We start from the raw sequence: 19,865 nt of genomic DNA, 5'->3' as shown, positions 1-19,865 counted from the left end.
AATGGGGACCGGATATGAAAATGGCCGGGACGACAAGATCGTCCCGGCCGGTTGAGCGGCAATCAGCGCTTGTTACGGATCGGCAGCGGCATGGCCGATTCCGGGATCACCTGCACGAGCTCGAGCAGGTCGTTATCGTCCTTGCCGTCCTTCTTGACCCGGAAGTGATACATCTGCTGCATCGCCTGATGATCTTCCCTGCGGAAGAACATGGTGCCCTTCGGGGTGTCGAAGGCCATGCCTTCCATGGCGGCGATCAGCTTGTCGGTGTTGGTGCCGCCGGCCTTCTGGATGGCGGTCAGCACGGCCGAGGCGGCGGCAAAACCACCGGCGGTGAAGAAGTCAGGCGGTGCGCCGTTGTTGCGCTTCTTGTGCTCGGCCACCAGCCAGTCGTTCATCGGGTTCTTCGGGAAATCGTAGTAGTAATAGATCGCGCCTTCCATGCCCGGATACGGCTTGTACAGCTTCATCACCGGCAGGATGTTGCCGCCCGGCGCCATTTCGATACCGAAACGCTCCGGCTTCAGGTCGGCGATCTTGGGCAGCGGATGCGGGCCGGCCCAGACGATGGCGATGATTTTCTTGCCCGGCTTGTCCTTCAGCGCATCGAACAGGCGCTGGGCCGATGCGGTGAAGTCGGTGGTCTGAGTCGGGGCGTATTCCTCGAACACCACCTTCACGTTCGGGCGCAGGGTGGACAGTGCATCCTTCATCGCCTTGATGCCGTCGCGGCCGAAGGCGTAATCCTGCGCCAGTGTGGCCACGTTCACCTCACCCGACGTGGGAAAGGAAGCGGCCGCGGCATAGGCATCCTGCATCGAGTTGCGCGCGGTACGGAAAATATACTTGTTCCACTTCTCGCCGGTAATCGCATCGGCCACGGCCGGTTCGACGACCAGGATCTTCTTGTATTCCTCGGCAACCGGCAGCATGGCCAATGCAGCCCCCGAACCGGTGGTGCCAACGGCGATATCGACATTGTCGTCGCCATAGGCCTGCTCCAGTAGCGACTTCGCCACGTCGGGCTTGAACTGGTCGTCCTTGACAATCACCTGGATCTTGCGGCCCTGCCAGGTCATCGTGTTCTTGGTCAGGTACTCCAAACCCATCATGAAGCCGGTTTCGGTCTGCTTGGCATAAGCCTCGAGCGGACCGGTCTTGCTGGCGATCAGGGCGATCTTGAGATCGGCGGCCTGCGCGGTCATGGCGCTGCCGGCGATCAGGGCGGCGGCGAACGCCGCCGACTTCATCACGCGCTGCATTGTGTTCTCCCTTGCGACGATTGCGGACGGATGGCGATGGAGACGCGACTACAGGCGTGCGTTATGCGCGACATCGTGCTCCTCCCTTTGCTGCGGCCCGGGTGGTCCCGGTGCCGGTGACGGGCACCGTCCGCTGGGGGCGCCCGCCAAACATGACACTTGATTCATGTCTCGACTATTCGTAGCCTTGCGCCACAAGCCCGTCAAGCTGGATTCTGACGATTTCGGCCGTGGGCGGAGGAAACGACGGATAATCCAAACATGACGGACGAATCATGTTAAACGCCGCCCCTAGAGCGAAGAAGCGCGCCCTGCCCCTGCCCAAGACCGGCCGGGGCGAGATGACCCGACGCAAGATTCTGGATGCCGCCAAGCGCGAAATCGGCCGGCGCGGCTTCGCCGAGGCCTCGATCAGCACGATCACATCTGAAGCCGGCGTCGCCCAGGGCACCTTCTACATCTACTTCCGCAGCAAGGAAGACGTGATGCGCGAGTTGGTGCTGCATATGGGCCGCATGCTGCGTCATCACCTGACCGAAGCCACCGAAGGTGCGCAGAACCGCATCGAAGCCGAGCGGCTGGGCCTGCGCGCCTTCCTCGATTTCGTGCGCCGCAATCCCGACCTCTACAAGGTGGTGGAGGAATCGCAGTTCGTCGACGAGAAGGTCTACCGCCAGTACTACACCGAATTCGCCAAATCCTATCGCATCGCGCTGGCGGCTGCGGAGAAGCGTGGCGAAATCACCCCCGGCGGCACCGAGAATGCTACCGAAGTCCGCGCCTGGATGCTGATGGGTATCGCCGTATTCCTCGGCCAGCGCTATGGCCTGTGGGACCCGAAGGCGCCGCTCGACCCCATCGTCGATGTCGCCACCACCATGCTGGCGCATGGCATGGCCGCACGCTGATCCATGCCCGTCACCCGCCTCGATATCGCCGGGCCGGTTGCCCGGCTGACGCTGAACCGGCCCGAGCGGCATAACAGCCTGGTGCCGGATCTGATCGATGCGCTGAAACGGGATCTGGCCCGCATTGCCGCAATGCCTGAACTGCGCGTCCTCGTCCTGCAGGCCGAGGGGCGCAGCTTTTCCACCGGCGGCGATGTCGGCGGCTTCTTCGCCGTTCCCCGGGGCCAGCGCCGCGCCTACGCCGATGGATTGGTGGGCGGCCTGAACGACTGCATCCTCGCCCTGCTCGACCTGCCGGTCCCTGTACTCGGCCGCATCCACGGTCCGGTCACCGGCGGCTCGCTGGGCTTCCTGCTGGCCTGCGATCTGGCCGTGATCACGCCGCAGGTCTTCATCCAGCCTTACTATACTGAAGTGGGCTTCAGCCCGGATGGCGGCTGGACCGCCCTGCTGCCTGCGCGCATCGGCGAGGCGGCGGCGCGGGAGATCCAGTTGCGGAACCGCCGCGTTGGCGCCGCCGAGGCCGTGCGGCTTGGTCTGGCCAGCGCGCTGGTCGAGCCGGAAACGCTGGACGCCACCATCGATGGATGGCTGCAGGACGTGATGACCAAACAGTCCGGGGCCATGCGCCGCACCAAGGCCAACCTGCTGCCGCCCGCGCGGCGTGCCGCTATCGCCGCCGCGCTGGAACTGGAGAGGCAGTCCTTTCTCGAACAGATCGACAGCGAGGAGGCGCATCACGGCATGGCGCGTTTCCTGGCCAAGTCGGCATAACGGGGGAAACCATGCAGAAGGTTTTCGACATCGCGGCACGGCGCGCCGAACTGACACCGGACAAGACCGCTTTCATCGAAATGGAAAGTGGCCGCACGCTGAGCTACCGCGACCTGGACGAGCGCGCCAACCGCTTCGCCGCCTGGCTTGGCAACAGTGGTGTGGCAGCCGGCGACCGCGTCGCGATCCTTTGCCTGAACAGTGCCGCCTTTTTCGAGATCCTGTTCGCCTGCGGCAAGCTGGGTGCCATCCTCGTCCCGCTGAACTGGCGCCAGCCGGCACCGGAACTTGGGCCGGTGGCGCAGGATGCCGCACCGAAGCTGCTGATCCACGATGCCGACAACATCGTCGTGGCCGATGAACTGGCGCGCGCTTACGGCCTAAACCTGCTGTCCTATGCCGATTACGAAACCGCTGTAGCGACCACCTCGCCGCGCCATTTCGACACCTACTGGCCCAGCGACCGAATCTGGTACATGCTCTACACCTCGGGTACCACGGGCAAGCCCAAGGCCGTGATCCAGACGCCGGGCATGGCCTATGCCAATGCCATCAATATCGGCCAGGCCATCGACCTGACCTCGACCGAGACGACGCTGAACTTCCTGCCGCTGTTTCATACGGCCGGCATCAACCTGCATACCCTGCCGGTGCTGATGCATGGCGGCACCATACGGGTATTGAAAAAATTCGAGATTGATCCGGTGATGGCCGCCTTGCAGGCGGGCAACTGCACCGCCTTCTTCGGCGTGCCGGCGATCTACCAGGCGATCAGCCTGCACAAGGAATTCGGCAGGGCTGATTTCTCGAAGGTACGGTCCTGGGGTTGCGGCGGCGCGCCGCTGCCGGCCACGCTGATCGCGCAATTCGGCGCGCGCGGCGTAAAAGTCTGCAACGGCATGGGCATGACGGAAACCGGCCCCACGGTATTCCTGATGGATACCGCCCATGCCGAAGCCAAGATCGGCTCGGTCGGCAAGCCGCAGATTCTGGCCGAGGTGCGTGTCGTCGACCTGGATGACAATCCCCTGCCCGCCAATGAAGCCGGCGAGCTGCAGATTCGCGGCCCCGGTGTCACGCCCGGCTACTGGAACAACGAGGCAGCGACCAAGGCGGCCTTCACCCGCGACGGCTGGCTCAAGACCGGCGACGTGGCCAGGCGCGACGAGGATGGCTATTACTACATCGTCGACCGCATCAAGGACATGTACATCTCGGGTGGCGAAAACGTCTATCCGGCCGAAGTCGAGATCGTGATCTACAAATTCCCCGGCGTGCTGGAGTGCGCGGTGCTGGGTGTGCCGGACGAGAAATGGGGCGAGGTCGGCCGCGCCTGCATCCTGCCGCAGCCTGGCGCCAGCATAGACCCGGAAGCCCTGCGCGCCTTCTGCCGGCAGAACCTCGCCGCCTACAAGGTGCCGAAATACATCGACATCGTCGATGAGTTCCCGCGCACCGCAGCCGGTAAGATCCAGAAACACGTGCTGCGCAGTCGCGCTGCCGGAAAGTGAGTGCCATGCCTTCGATCAGCCACGACCGCGCCCTGACCCAGGCGGAATTTGATCTCTTTGCCAAGGTCAGCGGCGACAACAACCCGATCCATGTCGATCCGGATTTCTCCGCCCGCACGCGCTTTGGCCGCACCGTCAGCCACGGCATGCTGCTCTACACCGTGCTGTGGGGCCTGCTGCAGCAACGCCATCCCGGCGCGCGCCAGATCAACCACAGCATGATGTTCCCGAACCCCGCCTATGCCGGAGAAGCTCTGCGCTTCGTTCTGGATGAAATCGCCTCCGGCGAAGGCCGCCGCAGCTATGCTGCGAAAGTCACCCGCATTGCCGATGGCGCCGTGGTGCTGGATGGCCAGACGGAGATCGCCCTGCCATGATCGACGCCATCGTCACCCTCAAAGGCATGCGCGTCGGCGATCATGCCAGCGTCACCCGCAGCTTCTCGGCCGACGACCTTCGGCAGTTCCAGCAGCTCGCCGCCCATGATGGCGCGACATTGCAGGCCGTGCCAGAACCGCTGATCGGGGCCCTATTTTCGTATCTGCTCGGCGTCGAACTACCCGGATTCGGCACCAACTACCTGAAGCAGGAAATGAGTTTTGAACGCCCTGCGCCGGTTGGCCAGCCGCTGACGGCAAAAGTCGAGATCACCCGGCTGCGTCCGGACAAGCATCTGGTCGATCTGGCCACCACCTGTAGCGATGCGGCCGGCACCGTGATCTGCCGTGGCCGCGCGCTGGTACTGGCCCAGGATGTCGGGGCGTAAGGATTACGCGATGTATGTCGCCGAAAGTGGAATCGAAAATGGACGCCCGCTGGTTTTCCTGCATGGCTGGGCCGCCCATGGTGGTTATTTCGTACCACAGACCGTTGCCTTCGGTGCACGGCATCGCATCCTGCTGCCCGACCTGCCCGGCCATCGCCATTCGCCTGCAGCCTCTGCCGACCTGACCATTCCGCATCTGGCCGACCAGCTTCACGCCATGTTCGGCACGCACGACCTGCACGGCGCGGTGCTGGTCGGCTGGTCGATGGGCGCCATGGTCGCTTTTGACTACATCGCCCGCTATGGCAGCGCCATGCTGGCCGGTCTGGTGATCGAGGACATGACCCCGCGCATCCTCAATGATCGCGACTGGCAATTCGGCATCCGCAACAGCTTCGACATGGTGCAGAGCGAAGCGGCCATGCAGATGATGCGTGCCGACTGGGAATCCTATGCCCATAACGCCTTGCCTCACCTGTTCGCCCGTGACAGCCGGATCGACCCAGCACTGGTAAAGTGGGTGGGCGAAGAGATGGCCCGCAACGACGGCCAGACGATGGCAGCGCTTTGGAATTCGATGGCTCAGCAGGATTACCGTTGGCTGATGCCGCAACTGGAACTACCGGTCCTGATCCTGCATGGCAACGAAAGCCAGTTATACGATTCCGCTGTCAGCCAATGGCTGGGTGCCAACATAGCCGGCGCGCGGCGCAAGTGCCTAGATGCCGCGGGACATTCACCGCATCTAGAGATGCCGGACCTCTATAATGCGTGCCTGGCCGAATTCCTCGCCTGTCTTTGAAGCTCAGACCACGCCGTGCTGGCGCACATCCAGCCGCACGATCGCCTGCTCCAGCGCGGCGCGGTCGGTCAGGTAATAGGTCTTGTCCTTGCGCGACATCTGCCCGCCATGCAGAAGATTGGCCAGCACGCGCGCCACGGTCTCGCGGGTGGTGGCGGCGCGGCGGGCGATTTCATGCTGCTTGGGCATAGGATATATCAGCCAGCCATCGGCGTTCAGCGGGTCGCGCCGCGCCAGCTTGAGCAGCTCGCGATAGACGCGCTGGATTGCGCCCAGCGTCGCCAGATCCATGATGCGCTCGTTGTTGGCGCGTATGATCGCCGTCAGCCGCCGCATCACCTTCAGCGCCACGGCCGGTTCGCGGGCCAGCAGAGCTTCGAAAGCCTTGGGTGGCATGGCGGCAAGCCGGCAGGTGGTCTGCGCCACCACGCTGGCCGAGCGGCGTTCGCCGTCAATCGCTGCGATCTCGCCGAAATAGCTGCCGGCGGAAACCAGGGCGTAGGAAATCTCGCGGCCATTGCCAGAGAAATTCACCACCTCGACCGTGCCGTCCACCACGAAATAAACGTCGCGGCTGTCGCTGTTGCGGTCGAGAATCTGCTCGTGCGAAGCGAAGCGCCGCCATTGGCAGGCGCGCTCGACATCAGCGCGGGCTGCCGGGCTCAATTCGCTCAGCAGTTCGATCTTCTCAAGGCTGTCGGGTGCCGACAGCGCCGCCCCCCGGCCCCTCCCGGTGGTCTTGACGGTTTCTTCAGCCATTGGTTAATCCCCCTCGCCGCGACCCGGGCGATTTCCGGCAGGCGGCAGGCGGCCTAGCGGGCAGCCCGCCCCAATGCCGCAAACAGATTGAGCAGCATCTGCTTGCGGTCGAGATTGACCGATTCCCCGCGATCGAGCAAGCGACCGAACTGTTCCCAGTCCTCAGCCCAGCGTTCCGGGCCCTGCCAGGCGGCGAGTCGGCGGGCCAGGGCCGTCTCGCCGGGAAAGATTTCCGCCCAGCCGGTACCGCCGATGCGGTCGGCGGCGGCAGCGCGGGCCAAGCGCGCCAGCCACCAGCGGAATAGTTCCGTCATCAGGGTGAAACCCGCCCCGCTTTTGTCACGATTGATCGCATCGCCGAAGGCATGCAGCTTGGCTATATCCGGCTTGGGCAGTTGTGCCACCATGTCGAGCAGGCCGTGCAGCAGTTTCAGCCCGCCCTGCGCCGCCAGCATCACGGCGCGGCCCGGCGAACCTTCGGCCAGCACGGCCAGGCCGCGCCGCTCTGCCACATCCAGATCAGGCAACAGGCGGTCCAGCGCTGGCAGCAACCCCTCGTCATCCAGCGGCTTCAGCGCCAGGCGACGGCAGCGCGAGCGAATGGTCGGCAGCAGACTGCCCGGCGCATGGCTGATCAGCAGCAGGATGGCATTTGGCGGCGGTTCTTCCAGGATCTTCAGCAGCGCATTCGCCGCGTTCACGTTCATGTCGTCGGCGGCATCGACGATGCAGACGCGATAGCCGCCCTCGGCCGCCGTCATGCCGAAGCGTTCGTTCACCGCGCGCACGTCCTGTACCACGATATCGCCGCGCCAGCGCTCGGCCTTGTCGTCCCAGCTTCGCTCCACCGTGATCAGGTCGGCGTGGCCGGAACTGGCGATGCGGTGGAACACGGGATGATCCTCCGGGATGGCCAGCGTATCTGGTAAAGCAGGCGCATCGCCGAACAGGCTGGGGCCGCTGTCCATGGCGGAAGCCGGACCATGGGCCAGCAGGAACCGCGCGAAACGGAAGGCCAGCGTGGATTTGCCCACGCCGCGTGGCCCGGTGATCAGCCAGGCATGCGGCAACCGACCCGAGGCCCAGGCCTCAAGCATGGTCTTTTCGGCCGCGGCATGACCGAACAGCACGGAAGCATGGCGCGGCCCCCAGGTCGCGGCCTGTTGCGGATCGTAACCGCTCATGGCTTGAGACTAAACTGGGCGATAACCGCCTGCCATAGCGACGCCGCCACGCTTTCCACGTCACGGTCCGCATCGATCAGGCGGCAGCGCTGCGGCTCGCGGGCCGCGATGTCGCGGAAAGCGTCGCGCAGGCGTTCGTGGAAGTCACGCCCCATGCGCTCGTAGCGGTCTTCGGCCGCAGCATGCCCCTGCATCCGCTGTCTTGCCCGTGCCAGCCCCGTTTCGACAGGCAGGTCGAGGATCAGCGTCAGGTCGGGCGCAAAATCGCCCAACACCAGACCATGCAGGGCCGCGACCGCCTCACGCCCGACGGCACCGGCATACCCCTGGTAGGCCATCGTGGAATCAGCGAAGCGATCGGAAATCACCCAGGCGCCGCGACCCAGCGCCGGCTTCACCGTTTTTTCCACATGGGCGCGGCGGGCGGCATAATGCAGCAGGGTTTCGGTCATCGCGTCCCAACGCTCGGGATCGCCAGTGACCAGCAGGCTGCGAATCGCCTCGGCGCCGGCGGTGCCGCCGGGCTCGCGGGTCAGCAGGGTTTCGATGCCGCGCTCGGCCAACCGATCGGCCAACAGCCTGATCTGTGTGGTCTTGCCAGCGCCCTCGCCGCCTTCCAGGGTGATGAAGCGCCCGGGAAAGCTTTTGCGGGCAGCGCTCACTGTTTCTTCGCGCCCCACAGCAGGTAGCTGACCGCTGCGCTGATGCGGCCGGTGAAGCCGAGCTGCTGCGCATCGGCGCCGGCGACCAGCGGCACTTCCAGCAGCGGGCCATCCCTGCCGGCAACACTGAGCGTCGCCACCGGCGTGCCCTTGACGATGGGGGCCGGGATCGGATTGTCGTAGGACACCGTGACCTTCACGCTGTTCTTGGTCTGGCGGGGCAGCGTCACAGTCAGGTTGCGGTCGATGATCAGGGGAATACGGGCGATATCGCCGAGCCAGACATCGGCTTCCTCTACGGTCGCGCCGGCACTAAACAGCTTGTAATTGTCGAACTGGCTGAAGCCCAGCTCCAACAGGCGCTCGGACTCGCGCGAGCGTTCGTTCATGCTCTTGAGACCGTTCACCACCAGAATCAGACGGCGTTCGCCGCGCTTGGCCGATGCGGTCAGGCCGTAGCCGGCCGCCTCGGTATGTCCGGTCTTCAGTCCGTCGGCGCCGACGTCCTTGTATAGCAGCGGATTGCGATTGCCCTGGCTGATCGGCTTCTTGCTGACCTGATCGACGCCGTAGGTAAACTCCTTCTCGGAGTAGAGATGATAATACTGCGGGAACCGCTTGATGATCTGCTTGGCCAGGATGGCGAGGTCCCGCGCCGTGGTCAGGTGCTGCGGGTCGGGCCAGCCCGACGCGTTGCGGAACGTGCTGTTCTTCAGGCCGAGTTCGCGGGCGCGGTCGGTCATCATCTCGGCAAAACGTTCCTCTGTGCCGGCGATGCCCTCAGCCAGCACAACACAGGCATCGTTGCCCGACTGCACGATCACGCCACGCAGCAGGTCTTCCACCTTCACGCGCCCTCCCAGCGGGACGAACATCTTCGACCCCTGGATTCGCCATGCCCGCTCACTGACCGGCAGCATGTCGTCCATGCGCAGCTTTCCGGCGGCGAGATACTCGAAAACCATAAAAGCGGTCATGAGCTTCGACATCGACGAGGGCGGCATCAGCTCGTCGGCATTCTTCTCGAAGATCACCGTATCGGTGTCATAATCGACCAGGACCATCTGCCGTGCCACCGTTTCCGCCTGCCCCAGCTGGGCAAGGGCCGGCGCGGCCGACGCGACCGCAAGTACGGCGGTAACGCAGAGGACGGCAAATTTATTCAACGACGATACGCGCATTGGTCTGTCCGTTACTGATCACTTGCTGCAGGGCCTGGTCGGCAGCGGCCACCTGGTTGAAGGGCCCCAGGCGGACGCGGAAGAATTCCTGCTTGTTGACGAATGTCGAGCTGACATTGGCTGGGCCGATCAGCGACATCTGCGCTGCCAGCTTGTGGGCATTCTCGTGCAGGGTGAAGGCGCCGACCTGCACATAGATCTGACCGCCCCGAGCGGGACCAACTTCCACCTTCTGCTGCTTCAGGTCGGTTGCGGCTTCGGCCGGCGCGGCGGCGGTGCTGCCCTGCGGGCGTTGCGCGGCGAGAATCTGCATGGGCGAGGGCTGCCCCTCCGCCGGCTTCGCCACCTCGGCGCTGCGGCCCTTCGCACCGGGCGGTGGCGGCAGGGCCTCGGCCGAGACACCGCCGCGCGGCGCGGCGGCAGGACGCTCGTCGCCGCCGGTCCCGCGTGAGGCCACCATGGTCGGCGCCGCCTCGCCACCCAGCGGCGCGGGGCCGATATACTGTACGCGCACCTTGGCCGTGCCCTGGCGCTCGTAGCCCAGCAACTGGGCCGAACGGCGGGAAAGGTCGATGATCCGGTTATTTGCGTAAGGCCCGCGGTCGTTCATGCGCACGACGATCGAACGGCCGTTCTCCAGATTGGTGACGCGTACCAGGGAAGGCATCGGCAGGGTGGGATGCGCCGCCGTCACCTCGTTCATGTCGAAGATTTCGCCATTGGCGGTCTGCTTGCCGTGAAACTGCTCGCCGTACCACGAGCCGATGCCGGTCTCGTCGTAATTCGGGTCTTCCTTGGGGTAATACCAGACGCCATTGATCTGATAGGGATTGCCGACCTTGTAGATCCCCCCCTTGCCCGCCCCGGCCTGGCCCGGCTCGCCGCCTCGGATCACCGACTTGGCGGCATGGTTGAACAGAGTGGTTTCGGCGCAACCCGCCAGCCCGAAAACGGCTGCGAGGACCAGGACGGCGTAATGCCCGCGCATCTGCAAGACACGGAACGGCCGGGCGGTCCGGGACTCCCCCCGACCCCCCGGGATCATGCAAGGGATGGCGTGCCGACGATGAAACATGGCCTATATATGGTGCATATTAACCATCACCCAGCCGGTCGGCAAGCAGGCTGACGGTCAAAGCATAGTGATGGGCGCAGTTATAGCGCAGCACCGAGCGGTAATTGCCATAGACCAGGAAGGAAGCCCCGCCGGGACCATCGGGCTGGACCAGGGCACCGGAAATCTGTGCCTTTGGCAACTCTCCGCCATCGGTGCGGCGCACCCCCAGTTTCTCCCATTCGGCAATCGGCAGGTCCTTGGTCATCTGGTCGATGGCCCGGCAGCCGGATTTGCCGTCCCTGGCGAATTCGCCCATCCGGCCCTGCAGGGCGGGAGGGACCTTCACCTCGCGGCCCCAGGTCTGTGCGGTGTTCCATCCGGCCTTGGCCAGATAGTTGGCGATGGAGGCAAACACATCGGCGCGGTTGTTCCAGATGTCGCGCTTGCCGTCGCCGTCGAAATCCTCAGCATAGGCCAGATAGCTGCTGGGCATGAATTGCGGCTGGCCCATGGCGCCGGCCCACGAGCCTTTCATGGTGCCATGATCGATATAGCCGCGATCCAGCATGGTCAGCGCGGCGAACAATTCATTGCGGAAATACGCCGAGCGGCGGCGGTCGAAGGCCAGCGTCGCCAGCGAATGGAACAGCGGCACATCGGCCTTCACCGCGCCATAGCGGGTCTCGATGCCCCATATCGCCAGCACGAACCGCGGCTGCACGCCGTAGCGCTGTGCCACCTGGCGCAGCAGCGCCTGCTCGTCATCGCGCAGTTTCTGGCCACGCGAGATGTTGGCCGGCGTGATCACGCGGTCGCGGTAGGTGGCGAAGCTGAGCTTGAATTCGGCCTGGTTGCGGTCGCGCTCGATGATGCGCATCACCGGCTCGACGCCGGCTAGGGCAGTGTTGACCACCTCGGCCTTGATGCCTTTCTGCAGCGCCTCTCCGCGCACCTCGGCAAGGAAAGCATCGAATTCCTTGCGGTTGAAGGCCGCCGCTTCGGCCACCTGTCCCGCCGGCGCGCCCGGCGCGGTCACGGCAGCCGTCTGCACGCCGCCCGCTGGCACCGTTCCGGCCACGGCGTCTCCCGGTTGGCCCGATTGACGCACACCACAGGCCGCAACTGCCAAGCCGAGTATCACCGCGCCACATCGGACAAGCCGCATCATTCCGTCTCCGAATCCGTTCACTCTTGCCATCAAGGGGTGTTACCCCGCGCCGCCCGCGCGGCCAAGACCTAACCTGTGATATTTCTCGTCACGCCGGAACGGGCCTTGGCGGCAGGAAATCGCGGGTTTGTCCGCTGAGCCAGTAATACAGCAGGCCGATCCATTCCCGGCCCAGGGCATGCAGGCTGGCGAGCCGCCTCAGGGGATCGAACCAGGCCTCCCGCGATCCGCCGACATAGTCGACCGGATAAGCAAGCACCGGCCAGTCGACCGCATTGAAACAGTTGACGGCGCGCGGCATATGCCGCGCCGAGGTCACCAGAAGCCAGGTCTCCCCGGGCGCCGGGCGAGCAATCTCCCTGGCAAACCGCGCATTCTCGATGGTGTTGCGCGCTTTGGACTCATAGGCGATGCGCGCCGGCTCAATCCCGAGCATGGCAAGAACCGCGGCCGCGACATCAGCCTCGCTGCGGCTGCGGCCGGCAGCCTGAAATGCGGTTCCGCCCGTGAATACCAGCTTCGCCTGCGGATAGCGACGCGCCAGGGCGGCGAAGGCGATCAGCCGGTCGGCATTGCCGTTCACCTCAGGCCAGCCCCACATGGCGTATGTGCCCGGTTCCTCGGCCCCGCCGAGGACAACGATGCCGGCCACCCGCTCAGGCAGAGCCGGGGCCGGGAAATACCCTTCCAGCGGCGCAAGCAACCAAGCCCGCAGCGGAAGCAGGCTGAGCAGGACGATCATGGCAAGGGTTGCGGCACCAAGCCCGACCCCGAAACGCCGGCTTCGGCGCCACCACGATAACGGAAGCGCCACCGCCAGCAGGCTGAACAGCAGATTGCCGGGATTGAGGTATTCCCACAGGATGGTGCCGAAGGGGGCAGACATGGCTTTGCGATGGGTCGATTCGATCAACGGCGCGCAAGATGATGACTTTGCCGGCACGGGTGGTAAATTTCAGTTAACCGTCTTGCAGCACAGGCCAAGTGTATGACTGCGCTACCCCCGCTTTCGCTGACCGGCCGTCTGGAGGCCCTGATTGCCGCGCGCCCGGTTTCGCGCGCCGATGAGCAGGCGGCAGCCCTCTTCACCCTGGATGCGCTGGCCAATGCGATTGCCGGCCGCAAGACCAGGCCCGGTGCCATCCTGCAGGATTGGGCGACGGCCGAACCGCTGACCACGGGCCGCGAGGCGATGCTGCTCGGCGGCCTCACGCATATCCTGGAGGTCGACGACCTGCATCGGGCCTCCGTCGTGCATCCGGGCTGTGTCGTGGTGCCGGCGGCCTGGGCCTTGGCGCGCCGCCGCGGCATACGGGGCCGCGCTTTCCTAGCCGCCGTTTTGCGCGGCTTCGAGGCCTGCTGCCGCGTTGGCATGGCGGTCGGCCCGGCGCATTACAAAATCTGGCACAATACCGCCACATGCGGGCCGTTCGGCTCGGCCTATGCCGCAGGCGACCTGCTCGGCCTCGACCACGCCGCAATGACCGATGCCTTGGGCAATGCCGGCACGCAATCATCGGGTCTGTGGCAGTTCCTCGCCACCGGCGCCATGAGCAAGCATCTGCATGCCGGGCGCGCCGCCGAGGCCGGTCTGCTGGCTGCCGACCTCGCCTCGCGCGGCTTTTCCGGTCCACCGCAGATTCTGGAGGGAGAAAAGGGCTTTTTCAAAGCGACCTGTACCGATCCCAGGCCTGAACGGCTGCTTGCCGATGCGGACGCACCCTGGCAACTCGTGCTGACCTCGATCAAACCCTGGCCGAGCTGCCGCCACACGCATCCCACCATTGACGCCGGGCTGGAAATTGCGGCCAAGATCGGCAACCGCGCGGTCGAGCGCATCCATGTTGCCACCTACCAGGCGGCACTCGATGTCTGCGACCGCGTGATATCGAACAGCGAATATGAAGCCAAGTTCTCACTGCAGCACACGGCTGCAGCATCCATAACCGACGGCAGGATCGATTTCGCCAGTTTCGACGCGCCTGCGCGGGCAAGACTGGCCGCCACCGCCGCCACGGTCAGCATCGAGGCAGCGCCGCCCTTCACCACCCGCTATCCCGATGCCTGGGGGGCGCGCGTCACGGCCTGGCTGGGCGATGGCACAATGGTAAGCGCCGAACGCGAACATGCCTATGGCGACCCGGAAAACCCGCTGGATGAAGCCGCCATGCGTGCCAAGGCCTCGATGTTGCTTGAATACGGCGGCATTGCCGAGCCGCAGCGCTTCATCGATGCCATCCTTGCACTGGCCGACGACGCACCGTTGCCCAATCTGCCGCCGGCCCGGATGTAGAGCCCGCATGATGCGCCGCTCGCTCGCCGCCCTACTGCTGGTGCTGATGACGTCCTCCGCCCTGGCCCAGCAACAGCCGCAACGGAATCGCGGCCCCGGACCGTGCTTCACGCCGAAGGAGGCCGAGGCGGAAGCTGAAGTGCGCACCGGCGTGCAGTTGCGCGAAATCCTGCGCCGCTGCGTGCAGATTGATCCCGGCGGCCAAGTATACCTGGATGACTGGTATGCCTTCGACCAGGAAAATGCCGAGCGCCTGCGGGCCGCCGTCGACCTGAGGCGACAGGCGATCGCCCGCATCTATCCGAACCGTAGCCAGGCCGCACAATGGGAAACCGATTCCATCGTGGCGACCATGAAGGCGGTGCAGGTCAACGATGCAGTCTGCAAGGCCACCTATGACGTGATCGAACGGATCAAGACGGAAAAGCTGAAAGGCTTCCAGTATTACGTCAAATTGCAGGGCAGCCTGCTGGCCAATGAAATCCCCCTTTGCCGCCGCTGAAAAAAGCGGCAGCGCTTCCCTTCCCCCATGCCCCGCCATTCCCTGCTGGGCAGCCGCGCGTTCCGGCCTATAATCCAAGGCAGCACACCGTTCTGATCCCGAGGTGACTGCCATGCGGCATGGTCCGGTTTCGCGTCTCGTGGCTTTGTGTGTCGCGCTTCTTGCTCCGGGCCTAGCCCTGCTGCCCATACCGTCGCTGGCGGCCTGCCTTGGCGCGGTCGCCGCACGACCGGCAGCGCAGGCCATGCCGGCGAGTTTCCGCCTGGCAGCGGCGGCACCAAACACGGCCCGCATCACCTTTGTCGGTCACGCCACCTTCCTGATCGAAAGCCCACAGGGCGTCTCGGCTGCCACCGATTACAACGACTATATCCGCCCGCCAGTGCGGCCCGATATCGTGACCATGAACTACGCCCACAGCACGCATTTCACCGACAGTCCGGAACCGGGCATCGTTCATGTGCTGCGCGGCTGGACGCATCAGGGCAAGCCGGCGCGCCATAATGTGCAATACAAGGACATACGTGTGCGCAACGTGCCCACCAACCTGCGCAATTACGGCAGCGGCACGGAATACGACGGCAACTCGATCTTCATCTTCGACGTCTCGCAACTCTGCATCGCCCATCTGGGCCACCTGCATCACAAGCTGACGCCCGGCCATCTGGCTGACCTGGGCAAGATCGATGTGCTGATGGTGCCGGTCGATGGCGGTTTCACGCTGAACATTTTCGATATGCAGGAGGTGATCGCTCAGATCGGCGCGCCGCTGCTGATCCCGATGCATTATTTCAGCGAAAGCACGCTGGAACGTTTTCTGGCCCGCCTGCGCGACAGCCACGAGATCAGGCTGAACGAGGGGCCAGGCCTAGTGGTGTCGCGCGCAACACTGCCGAAAAAGCCCACCGTGGTTGTCCTGCCTGGTCCACATTAACCCAGCCCGTATTAGAGTTTTTCGCGATTTTCCAGGATCCGGCGACGTGATCCGGAAGGGCGGCGACTGCGTATAACGATGTATGCAATCGCAACCCGAGCTTTGAAAATGAATGCTTACAGCCGCCTTCCCCCAACCGCCAATACGGCTTGGCTGAAAACCGGCGAACACCATGACCTGCCGATCTCGGATCTGGCCGCCTATCCGCTGCTGCAGCAGGCCACAGCCGTGTGGCAGACCTCAATCGAAGCCAACGGCTGCCTGCCGGCCCGGCTCGACCCGCTCGGCCTGCCGCGCGACCTGCTACCCTATGTCATGCTGCTCGATCTTGAGGAGGCCGGCCTGCGAGCCCGCCTGCGTATCCGTCTGGCCGGAACCGAGGTTTGCGCCAAGCATGGCCGTGAAATGAAGGGGCTGACCACCGACGATTTTTTCCATGCCGATGATGCCAATGCCGTGGTGACGGCTGCTTTGGCCGTGGCCCAGTCGCGCCGCCCCTCGCTGGCCCGGCGCAGCTACATCACCATCAATGACCGCATGTGGTCCTACGTGCGGCTTATCCTGCCGCTCAGCCGCGACGGGAAGACCGTGGACAGCTTCTTCAAGGCCGCCGATCCGGCCAGCATGCGCTCCCTCTCGTCCTGAGCCAGGCTGGCGGTTGACGGCCGCCGCTCCCCGCCGTATCACCGCCGCCATGCTGCGGGATGGGTGGCCGAGTGGTTTAAGGCAGCGGTCTTGAAAACCGCCGTACCGGGAACGGTACCGTGAGTTCGAATCTCACCCCATCCGCCAAACCCGGCCTCATCCGAGACAGAATCCTATCGTGTATTGTGGCATTCACTCAGCCCTTTACCAGGGCAGGCCATTGGCGTGTCGCGCCCGGCTGTACCGGCCGTTCCAGATAGGTTGATAGCACGACATAGCTGCGCGTCGCCTTGACACCGGGTGTATCGTAGAGCCGCGCCAGCAACCCTTCCAGAGCATGGGTGTTCTCGGCACGAACCTTCAGAAGCATGCAGGTATCGCCGGCAACCGAGTGAATCTCCTCCACCTCGGGGCATTCCTCGATCGCAAGCAGAGCCGTGGTCTTGCCCCAGCCTGTGGTATCGACATGCACGAAGGCAAGCAGGGTTTTGCCCAGCGCCTCGGGATCGATCAATGCCGCCATGCGGCGGATTACGCCTGAACGCCTGAGTCGCTTGACGCGTTCATGTACGGCAGGCGGCGAAAGGCCGACCCGCTCGCCCAGGTCGGCATAACTCGTCGTCGCGTCCTCTACCAGAACGCCTAATAGCTTTCGGTCCATCGCATCGAGATCGCGCTCGGCCATGCGTTTGCGCCGAATGTCATCTGTATTTTTGTTCATTCCGGTATTCCTCGTTGTGGCAGAATTTTATTCTGTAAATATGTGAAAATGACGAACATAGATCAATCGATTTCCAGCCTGTCAGGCCGGACGCGCATCCCGCCGTTTGCCTTGGTGCTCACCACCTGCATTGGCGTCATCGGCTCCAACTCGCTGGCACTTGGACCAATCGCACCGGAAGTGGCGCAAAACCTGGCCGCGACCGTACCCGCCATAATGACTGCCTCAGCCGCCTTCGGCCTCGGCACGGCGGCAAGCGCCGTATTCCTGGGCCGACTGATCGACCGCCACGGCCCGCGCCGCATGCTGATCTCCGCACTCGTGCTGCTTGCCGCCGGGCTCGCCGGCAGCGCGGTCGCACCGGTTCTTGCGGTGCTGGTGGCAACCCAGTTCGTTGTCGGCATTGCAACCGGCATCGCCCTGCCCGCCATCTATACGCTGGCCTCGCTGATCGCCCCGGCGGGACGAGAGAGCGAGACGATCGGCCTGGTCCTGACCGGCTGGACACTGAGCATGGTGGCAGGCGTTCCCTTGTCGGCTGCAATCGCCGACTTTGCCGGTTGGCGGACAATCTATGCCGTGATCGCCGCCGCAACGCTGGTCGTCTGCGCTGCCGTTCGGTTCAGTCCCGCCCACGAGGTCTTCTCCGGCAAGACAACATCGCCGCTGGCGGCGCTCGGCGTGCCGGGTGTGGCGCCCCTGCTGCTTGCCTGTTCGGTTTTCATGGCCGCTTTCTATGGTGTCTATGCTTTTCTCGGCGACCATCTGCACACCACACTCGGCCTGCCTGTCAGCGCCAATGGCGTGATTGCGGTCTTCTACGGCATTGGCTTTGGCAGTTCGGCGTTTCTCGACCGCTTCATCGACCGCTTCGGCGCGGGCAGGCTTCTGGCGCCGGCCTTCCTGATCGTGGCAGGCATTTATGCCATGATGGCAGCGGCAAGCGGCTCATATGTTGCTCTGCTGGCAATCGTCTTTCTCTGGGGACTTGCCAACCATGCCGGACTGAACCTGCTTATCATGCGGCTGACTGCCCTCGCCCCAGACAGGCGCGGTGCCATCATGGGCCTCAACAGCGGCGTCACCTATGTGGCACTCTTCGTCGGCACGATCGGCTTCGGTGCGGTCTATGATGGCGTGGCTTTCCACATCCTGCCGCTGGCAGCGGCAGGCTTGATGCTCATCGCGGCTTTAGCGGCAGCCGCGGCGCGGCGCTGAACACTCAGCCAGCCGTCACGGCTTCTTCCGACCGCACACAGTTGCGGCCGCTCTGTTTGGCTTGATATAGCGCCGCATCGGCGCGCCCGGTCAGACTTTGCACATCCTCGCTCGCCCGCAGCACGGCTACGCCTACGCTTACCGTCGCTGGAATGCTATGTCCCTCATAGCTGAAGCCGGCATTTTCCACGGTCTGACGGATCGTTTCGGCCACGCGCTCGGCATTGATCAGGTCGCAGTTGCGTAGAGCGACCTGGAATTCATCGCCGCCCCAGCGGCAAATGATGTCGGAGGAGCGCAGGCTGGCGCGGATCGCATTTGCCACGCCACAAAGCACGCGGTCGCCGGCCGGGTGACCGAATTCATCGTTGATCGCCTTGAAGTGATCGATGTCAACCATGATCGCCGCCATGGGCTGTGCCAGCCTGCTGGCATCGCGCACTGCCTGTTGCTGCAGAATGTCGAAGGCATGCCGCGTCGCCAGGCCAGTGAGCTTGTCTGTGGTCGCCATCGCATCAAGCCGTTTCTGGAAACGTGTGACCGTCATCCATGTCGCCACAAGCACGAGAATGGTGATGATCAGACAGATGGCGAGATTGACATACAATGCGTTGCGGATTTCGGCGAGATCGCCGTCAGCGTCCTTTTCGACCAGCAGATACCAGCCAAGCTCTGGTATGAAACGCACATTGAGGAAACGGGTCTTGCCGTTGTAATCGTATTCCAGACTGCGGGTTTCCATCCGCGACCATTGCGGCATCAGTGCGGCCAGGTTGCCGCGCTGCGCGATATTCTGTTCCGGTACTGCCTCGCCTTCTCCGATCAGCACGATGCGGCCGGCCTGGTCGGCGAAATAAACGGTGCGGCCGAACCGGCGCTGGTAATCGTTGATCAGTCCGCGCACGGCATTGACCGTCAGGCCGATGCCGGTGGCGCCGATGAAATTGTCCTGATAGTCCAGCACGCGGTAATTGATGAAGATTGTCATGGCGTCCTGATTGGCCAGGTCAGGATCGACATTGATCTCGTAAGGCGCGGTCATCTGCCGTACGCGGAAATACCATTCATCGCGTGGTTCGGTTTCCTGCACCGTCTTGAGCACGCTGTCGGCATGATAATAGCGGCGGGTCTGCTCGGAGACGAAGAAACTGGTGAAGGCGCCGTAACGCTGCTTGATGTCATTCAGATACTGGATGACATGGCTTTCATCCCGCTCGCCGTCCAGCACCCAGTTGCGCAGGAAGGTGTCGGTGGCCATCACCGACGAGATGAGGATCGGCTGGATCAGGTCCTTCTGGATTTCGGAATAGATGTTGTCGGAGGTCAGCGGCAGTTCGGTATCGATCACGGCATGGCGCAGCGACTGCCGCGACACGAAATAGCTGGCCAGGGATGTCACCAGGAAGCCGCCGATCAAAAGGATGCTGACAATGATGACCAGACGCCGCCGGTCCAAGATACCGAATACCATGACCCCTCGGTCCGCCCCCGCATATACCGGACGAAATTACCCGCGCT

At 64.0% G+C, this 19,865-nt stretch carries 21 protein-coding genes and 1 tRNA gene; 12 read left to right on the top strand and 10 right to left on the bottom strand.

From position 1 onward, the window contains the following. Positions 1-62 precede the first annotated feature (62 nt). Positions 63-1,262 carry a substrate-binding domain-containing protein gene (locus tag ACK4FK_RS12340; RefSeq protein WP_409745262.1) on the bottom strand — a complete coding sequence of 400 codons (1,200 nt, stop codon included), beginning with the start codon at positions 1,260-1,262 and terminating at the stop codon, positions 63-65. A 275-nt stretch (positions 1,263-1,537) separates the two neighbouring features. Between ACK4FK_RS12340 and ACK4FK_RS12335 the strand changes: the two genes are divergently transcribed. From ACK4FK_RS12335 to ACK4FK_RS12310, 6 genes are read left to right on the top strand one after another with little or no spacing between them, the layout of a single operon-like run. Further along, positions 1,538-2,170, top strand: a complete 633-nt coding sequence (locus tag ACK4FK_RS12335; RefSeq protein ID WP_409745261.1) for a TetR/AcrR family transcriptional regulator — start codon at positions 1,538-1,540, stop codon at positions 2,168-2,170. Between the two features lie 3 nt (positions 2,171-2,173). Further along, positions 2,174-2,944, top strand: coding sequence for an enoyl-CoA hydratase/isomerase family protein (locus ACK4FK_RS12330; protein ID WP_409745260.1), 771 nt, complete (start codon positions 2,174-2,176; stop codon positions 2,942-2,944). Between the two features lie 11 nt (positions 2,945-2,955). Beyond that, complete coding sequence (locus tag ACK4FK_RS12325; protein WP_409745259.1) at positions 2,956-4,455, top strand: acyl-CoA synthetase; 1,500 nt, start codon at positions 2,956-2,958, stop codon at positions 4,453-4,455. Positions 4,456-4,460: 5 nt separating this feature from the next. Then, the gene (locus ACK4FK_RS12320; protein ID WP_409745258.1) at positions 4,461-4,832 is read left to right on the top strand and encodes a MaoC family dehydratase; all 372 of its coding nucleotides are present in this window, start codon (positions 4,461-4,463) and stop codon (positions 4,830-4,832) included. Further along, positions 4,829-5,221 carry a hypothetical protein gene (locus ACK4FK_RS12315; RefSeq protein ID WP_409745257.1) on the top strand — a complete coding sequence of 131 codons (393 nt, stop codon included), beginning with the start codon at positions 4,829-4,831 and terminating at the stop codon, positions 5,219-5,221. Before ACK4FK_RS12320 ends, ACK4FK_RS12315 begins: the two co-directional genes overlap by 4 nt. A 10-nt stretch (positions 5,222-5,231) precedes the next feature. Continuing rightward, positions 5,232-6,023, top strand: coding sequence for an alpha/beta fold hydrolase (locus ACK4FK_RS12310; RefSeq protein WP_409745256.1), 792 nt, complete (start codon positions 5,232-5,234; stop codon positions 6,021-6,023). A 3-nt stretch (positions 6,024-6,026) separates the two neighbouring features. Here the strand turns inward: ACK4FK_RS12310 and ACK4FK_RS12305 are convergent, their stop codons facing one another. The 7 genes from ACK4FK_RS12305 to ACK4FK_RS12275 form a co-directional block, all read right to left on the bottom strand. Then, positions 6,027-6,782, bottom strand: a complete 756-nt coding sequence (locus ACK4FK_RS12305; RefSeq protein WP_409745255.1) for a Crp/Fnr family transcriptional regulator — start codon at positions 6,780-6,782, stop codon at positions 6,027-6,029. Between the two features lie 53 nt (positions 6,783-6,835). Next, positions 6,836-7,966 carry a DNA polymerase III subunit delta' gene (locus ACK4FK_RS12300; protein ID WP_409745254.1) on the bottom strand — a complete coding sequence of 377 codons (1,131 nt, stop codon included), beginning with the start codon at positions 7,964-7,966 and terminating at the stop codon, positions 6,836-6,838. Then, entirely contained in the window at positions 7,963-8,628 is a 666-nt protein-coding gene (gene tmk / locus ACK4FK_RS12295) for a dTMP kinase (protein ID WP_409745253.1), read from the bottom strand. The genes ACK4FK_RS12300 and tmk overlap by 4 nt, the downstream gene beginning before the upstream one ends. Next, entirely contained in the window at positions 8,625-9,704 is a 1,080-nt protein-coding gene (locus tag ACK4FK_RS12290) for a D-alanyl-D-alanine carboxypeptidase family protein (protein ID WP_409745252.1), read from the bottom strand. Before ACK4FK_RS12290 ends, tmk begins: the two co-directional genes overlap by 4 nt. 82 nt (positions 9,705-9,786) lie before the next feature. Then, positions 9,787-10,797, bottom strand: a complete 1,011-nt coding sequence (locus tag ACK4FK_RS12285) for a septal ring lytic transglycosylase RlpA family protein (protein ID WP_409745251.1) — start codon at positions 10,795-10,797, stop codon at positions 9,787-9,789. Positions 10,798-10,903: 106 nt separating this feature from the next. Further along, positions 10,904-11,944 carry a lytic transglycosylase domain-containing protein gene (locus tag ACK4FK_RS12280; protein WP_409745250.1) on the bottom strand — a complete coding sequence of 347 codons (1,041 nt, stop codon included), beginning with the start codon at positions 11,942-11,944 and terminating at the stop codon, positions 10,904-10,906. 178 nt (positions 11,945-12,122) lie between these two features. Next, on the bottom strand, positions 12,123-12,920 hold the full coding sequence (locus ACK4FK_RS12275; protein ID WP_409745249.1) for a YdcF family protein: 798 nt from the start codon (positions 12,918-12,920) through the stop codon (positions 12,123-12,125). 102 nt (positions 12,921-13,022) lie between these two features. Here ACK4FK_RS12275 and ACK4FK_RS12270 point away from each other — a divergent pair, with 102 nt between their 5' ends. From ACK4FK_RS12270 to ACK4FK_RS12250, 5 genes are all read left to right on the top strand, one after another. Next, the gene (locus tag ACK4FK_RS12270) at positions 13,023-14,327 is read left to right on the top strand and encodes an MmgE/PrpD family protein (protein WP_409745248.1); all 1,305 of its coding nucleotides are present in this window, start codon (positions 13,023-13,025) and stop codon (positions 14,325-14,327) included. A gap of 7 nt (positions 14,328-14,334) precedes the next feature. After that, positions 14,335-14,829 carry a hypothetical protein gene (locus ACK4FK_RS12265; RefSeq protein ID WP_409745247.1) on the top strand — a complete coding sequence of 165 codons (495 nt, stop codon included), beginning with the start codon at positions 14,335-14,337 and terminating at the stop codon, positions 14,827-14,829. 112 nt (positions 14,830-14,941) lie between these two features. Then, positions 14,942-15,763, top strand: coding sequence for an MBL fold metallo-hydrolase (locus tag ACK4FK_RS12260; RefSeq protein ID WP_409745246.1), 822 nt, complete (start codon positions 14,942-14,944; stop codon positions 15,761-15,763). Positions 15,764-15,871: 108 nt separating this feature from the next. Beyond that, positions 15,872-16,408: a PAS domain-containing protein gene (locus ACK4FK_RS12255; protein WP_409745245.1), complete on the top strand. Its 537-nt coding sequence runs from the start codon at positions 15,872-15,874 to the stop codon at positions 16,406-16,408. A gap of 57 nt (positions 16,409-16,465) precedes the next feature. Next, positions 16,466-16,555 (top strand) — tRNA-Ser (locus tag ACK4FK_RS12250). A gap of 49 nt (positions 16,556-16,604) precedes the next feature. Here ACK4FK_RS12250 and ACK4FK_RS12245 read toward each other — a convergent pair. Continuing rightward, positions 16,605-17,129, bottom strand: coding sequence for an Lrp/AsnC family transcriptional regulator (locus ACK4FK_RS12245; protein WP_409745244.1), 525 nt, complete (start codon positions 17,127-17,129; stop codon positions 16,605-16,607). Between the two features lie 48 nt (positions 17,130-17,177). Here ACK4FK_RS12245 and ACK4FK_RS12240 point away from each other — a divergent pair, with 48 nt between their 5' ends. Beyond that, positions 17,178-18,347, top strand: coding sequence for an MFS transporter (locus tag ACK4FK_RS12240; protein WP_409745243.1), 1,170 nt, complete (start codon positions 17,178-17,180; stop codon positions 18,345-18,347). A 4-nt stretch (positions 18,348-18,351) separates the two neighbouring features. Here the strand turns inward: ACK4FK_RS12240 and ACK4FK_RS12235 are convergent, their stop codons facing one another. Continuing rightward, the gene (locus ACK4FK_RS12235; RefSeq protein WP_409745242.1) at positions 18,352-19,818 is read right to left on the bottom strand and encodes a diguanylate cyclase; all 1,467 of its coding nucleotides are present in this window, start codon (positions 19,816-19,818) and stop codon (positions 18,352-18,354) included. Positions 19,819-19,865 lie beyond the last annotated feature (47 nt).

The organism is Ferrovibrio sp., from assembly GCF_046297895.1.
Taxonomy (GTDB): domain Bacteria; phylum Pseudomonadota; class Alphaproteobacteria; order Ferrovibrionales; family Ferrovibrionaceae; genus Ferrovibrio.
Note: the sequence above shows the minus strand (reverse complement) of the source record. Positions and strands in the feature narration are given on the sequence as shown.

Excerpts from the sequence above, each read along its gene's own strand:
- ACK4FK_RS12330 (WP_409745260.1), top strand. The coding sequence starts at position 2,174 with ATGCCCGTCACCCGCCTCGATATCGCCGGGCCGGTTGCCCGGCTGACG.
- ACK4FK_RS12275 (WP_409745249.1), bottom strand. The coding sequence starts at position 12,920 with ATGTCTGCCCCCTTCGGCACCATCCTGTGGGAATACCTCAATCCCGGC.
- ACK4FK_RS12240 (WP_409745243.1), top strand. The coding sequence starts at position 17,178 with ATGACGAACATAGATCAATCGATTTCCAGCCTGTCAGGCCGGACGCGC.
- ACK4FK_RS12325 (WP_409745259.1), top strand. The coding sequence starts at position 2,956 with ATGCAGAAGGTTTTCGACATCGCGGCACGGCGCGCCGAACTGACACCG.
- ACK4FK_RS12255 (WP_409745245.1), top strand. The coding sequence starts at position 15,872 with ATGAATGCTTACAGCCGCCTTCCCCCAACCGCCAATACGGCTTGGCTG.
- ACK4FK_RS12305 (WP_409745255.1), bottom strand. The coding sequence starts at position 6,782 with ATGGCTGAAGAAACCGTCAAGACCACCGGGAGGGGCCGGGGGGCGGCG.
- ACK4FK_RS12335 (WP_409745261.1), top strand. The coding sequence starts at position 1,538 with ATGTTAAACGCCGCCCCTAGAGCGAAGAAGCGCGCCCTGCCCCTGCCC.
- ACK4FK_RS12320 (WP_409745258.1), top strand. The coding sequence starts at position 4,461 with ATGCCTTCGATCAGCCACGACCGCGCCCTGACCCAGGCGGAATTTGAT.
- ACK4FK_RS12260 (WP_409745246.1), top strand. The coding sequence starts at position 14,942 with ATGCGGCATGGTCCGGTTTCGCGTCTCGTGGCTTTGTGTGTCGCGCTT.
- ACK4FK_RS12315 (WP_409745257.1), top strand. The coding sequence starts at position 4,829 with ATGATCGACGCCATCGTCACCCTCAAAGGCATGCGCGTCGGCGATCAT.
- ACK4FK_RS12310 (WP_409745256.1), top strand. The coding sequence starts at position 5,232 with ATGTATGTCGCCGAAAGTGGAATCGAAAATGGACGCCCGCTGGTTTTC.
- ACK4FK_RS12300 (WP_409745254.1), bottom strand. The coding sequence starts at position 7,966 with ATGAGCGGTTACGATCCGCAACAGGCCGCGACCTGGGGGCCGCGCCAT.
- ACK4FK_RS12265 (WP_409745247.1), top strand. The coding sequence starts at position 14,335 with ATGATGCGCCGCTCGCTCGCCGCCCTACTGCTGGTGCTGATGACGTCC.
- ACK4FK_RS12245 (WP_409745244.1), bottom strand. The coding sequence starts at position 17,129 with ATGAACAAAAATACAGATGACATTCGGCGCAAACGCATGGCCGAGCGC.
- ACK4FK_RS12270 (WP_409745248.1), top strand. The coding sequence starts at position 13,023 with ATGACTGCGCTACCCCCGCTTTCGCTGACCGGCCGTCTGGAGGCCCTG.
- ACK4FK_RS12235 (WP_409745242.1), bottom strand. The coding sequence starts at position 19,818 with ATGGTATTCGGTATCTTGGACCGGCGGCGTCTGGTCATCATTGTCAGC.
- ACK4FK_RS12285 (WP_409745251.1), bottom strand. The coding sequence starts at position 10,797 with ATGCGCGGGCATTACGCCGTCCTGGTCCTCGCAGCCGTTTTCGGGCTG.
- ACK4FK_RS12340 (WP_409745262.1), bottom strand. The coding sequence starts at position 1,262 with ATGCAGCGCGTGATGAAGTCGGCGGCGTTCGCCGCCGCCCTGATCGCC.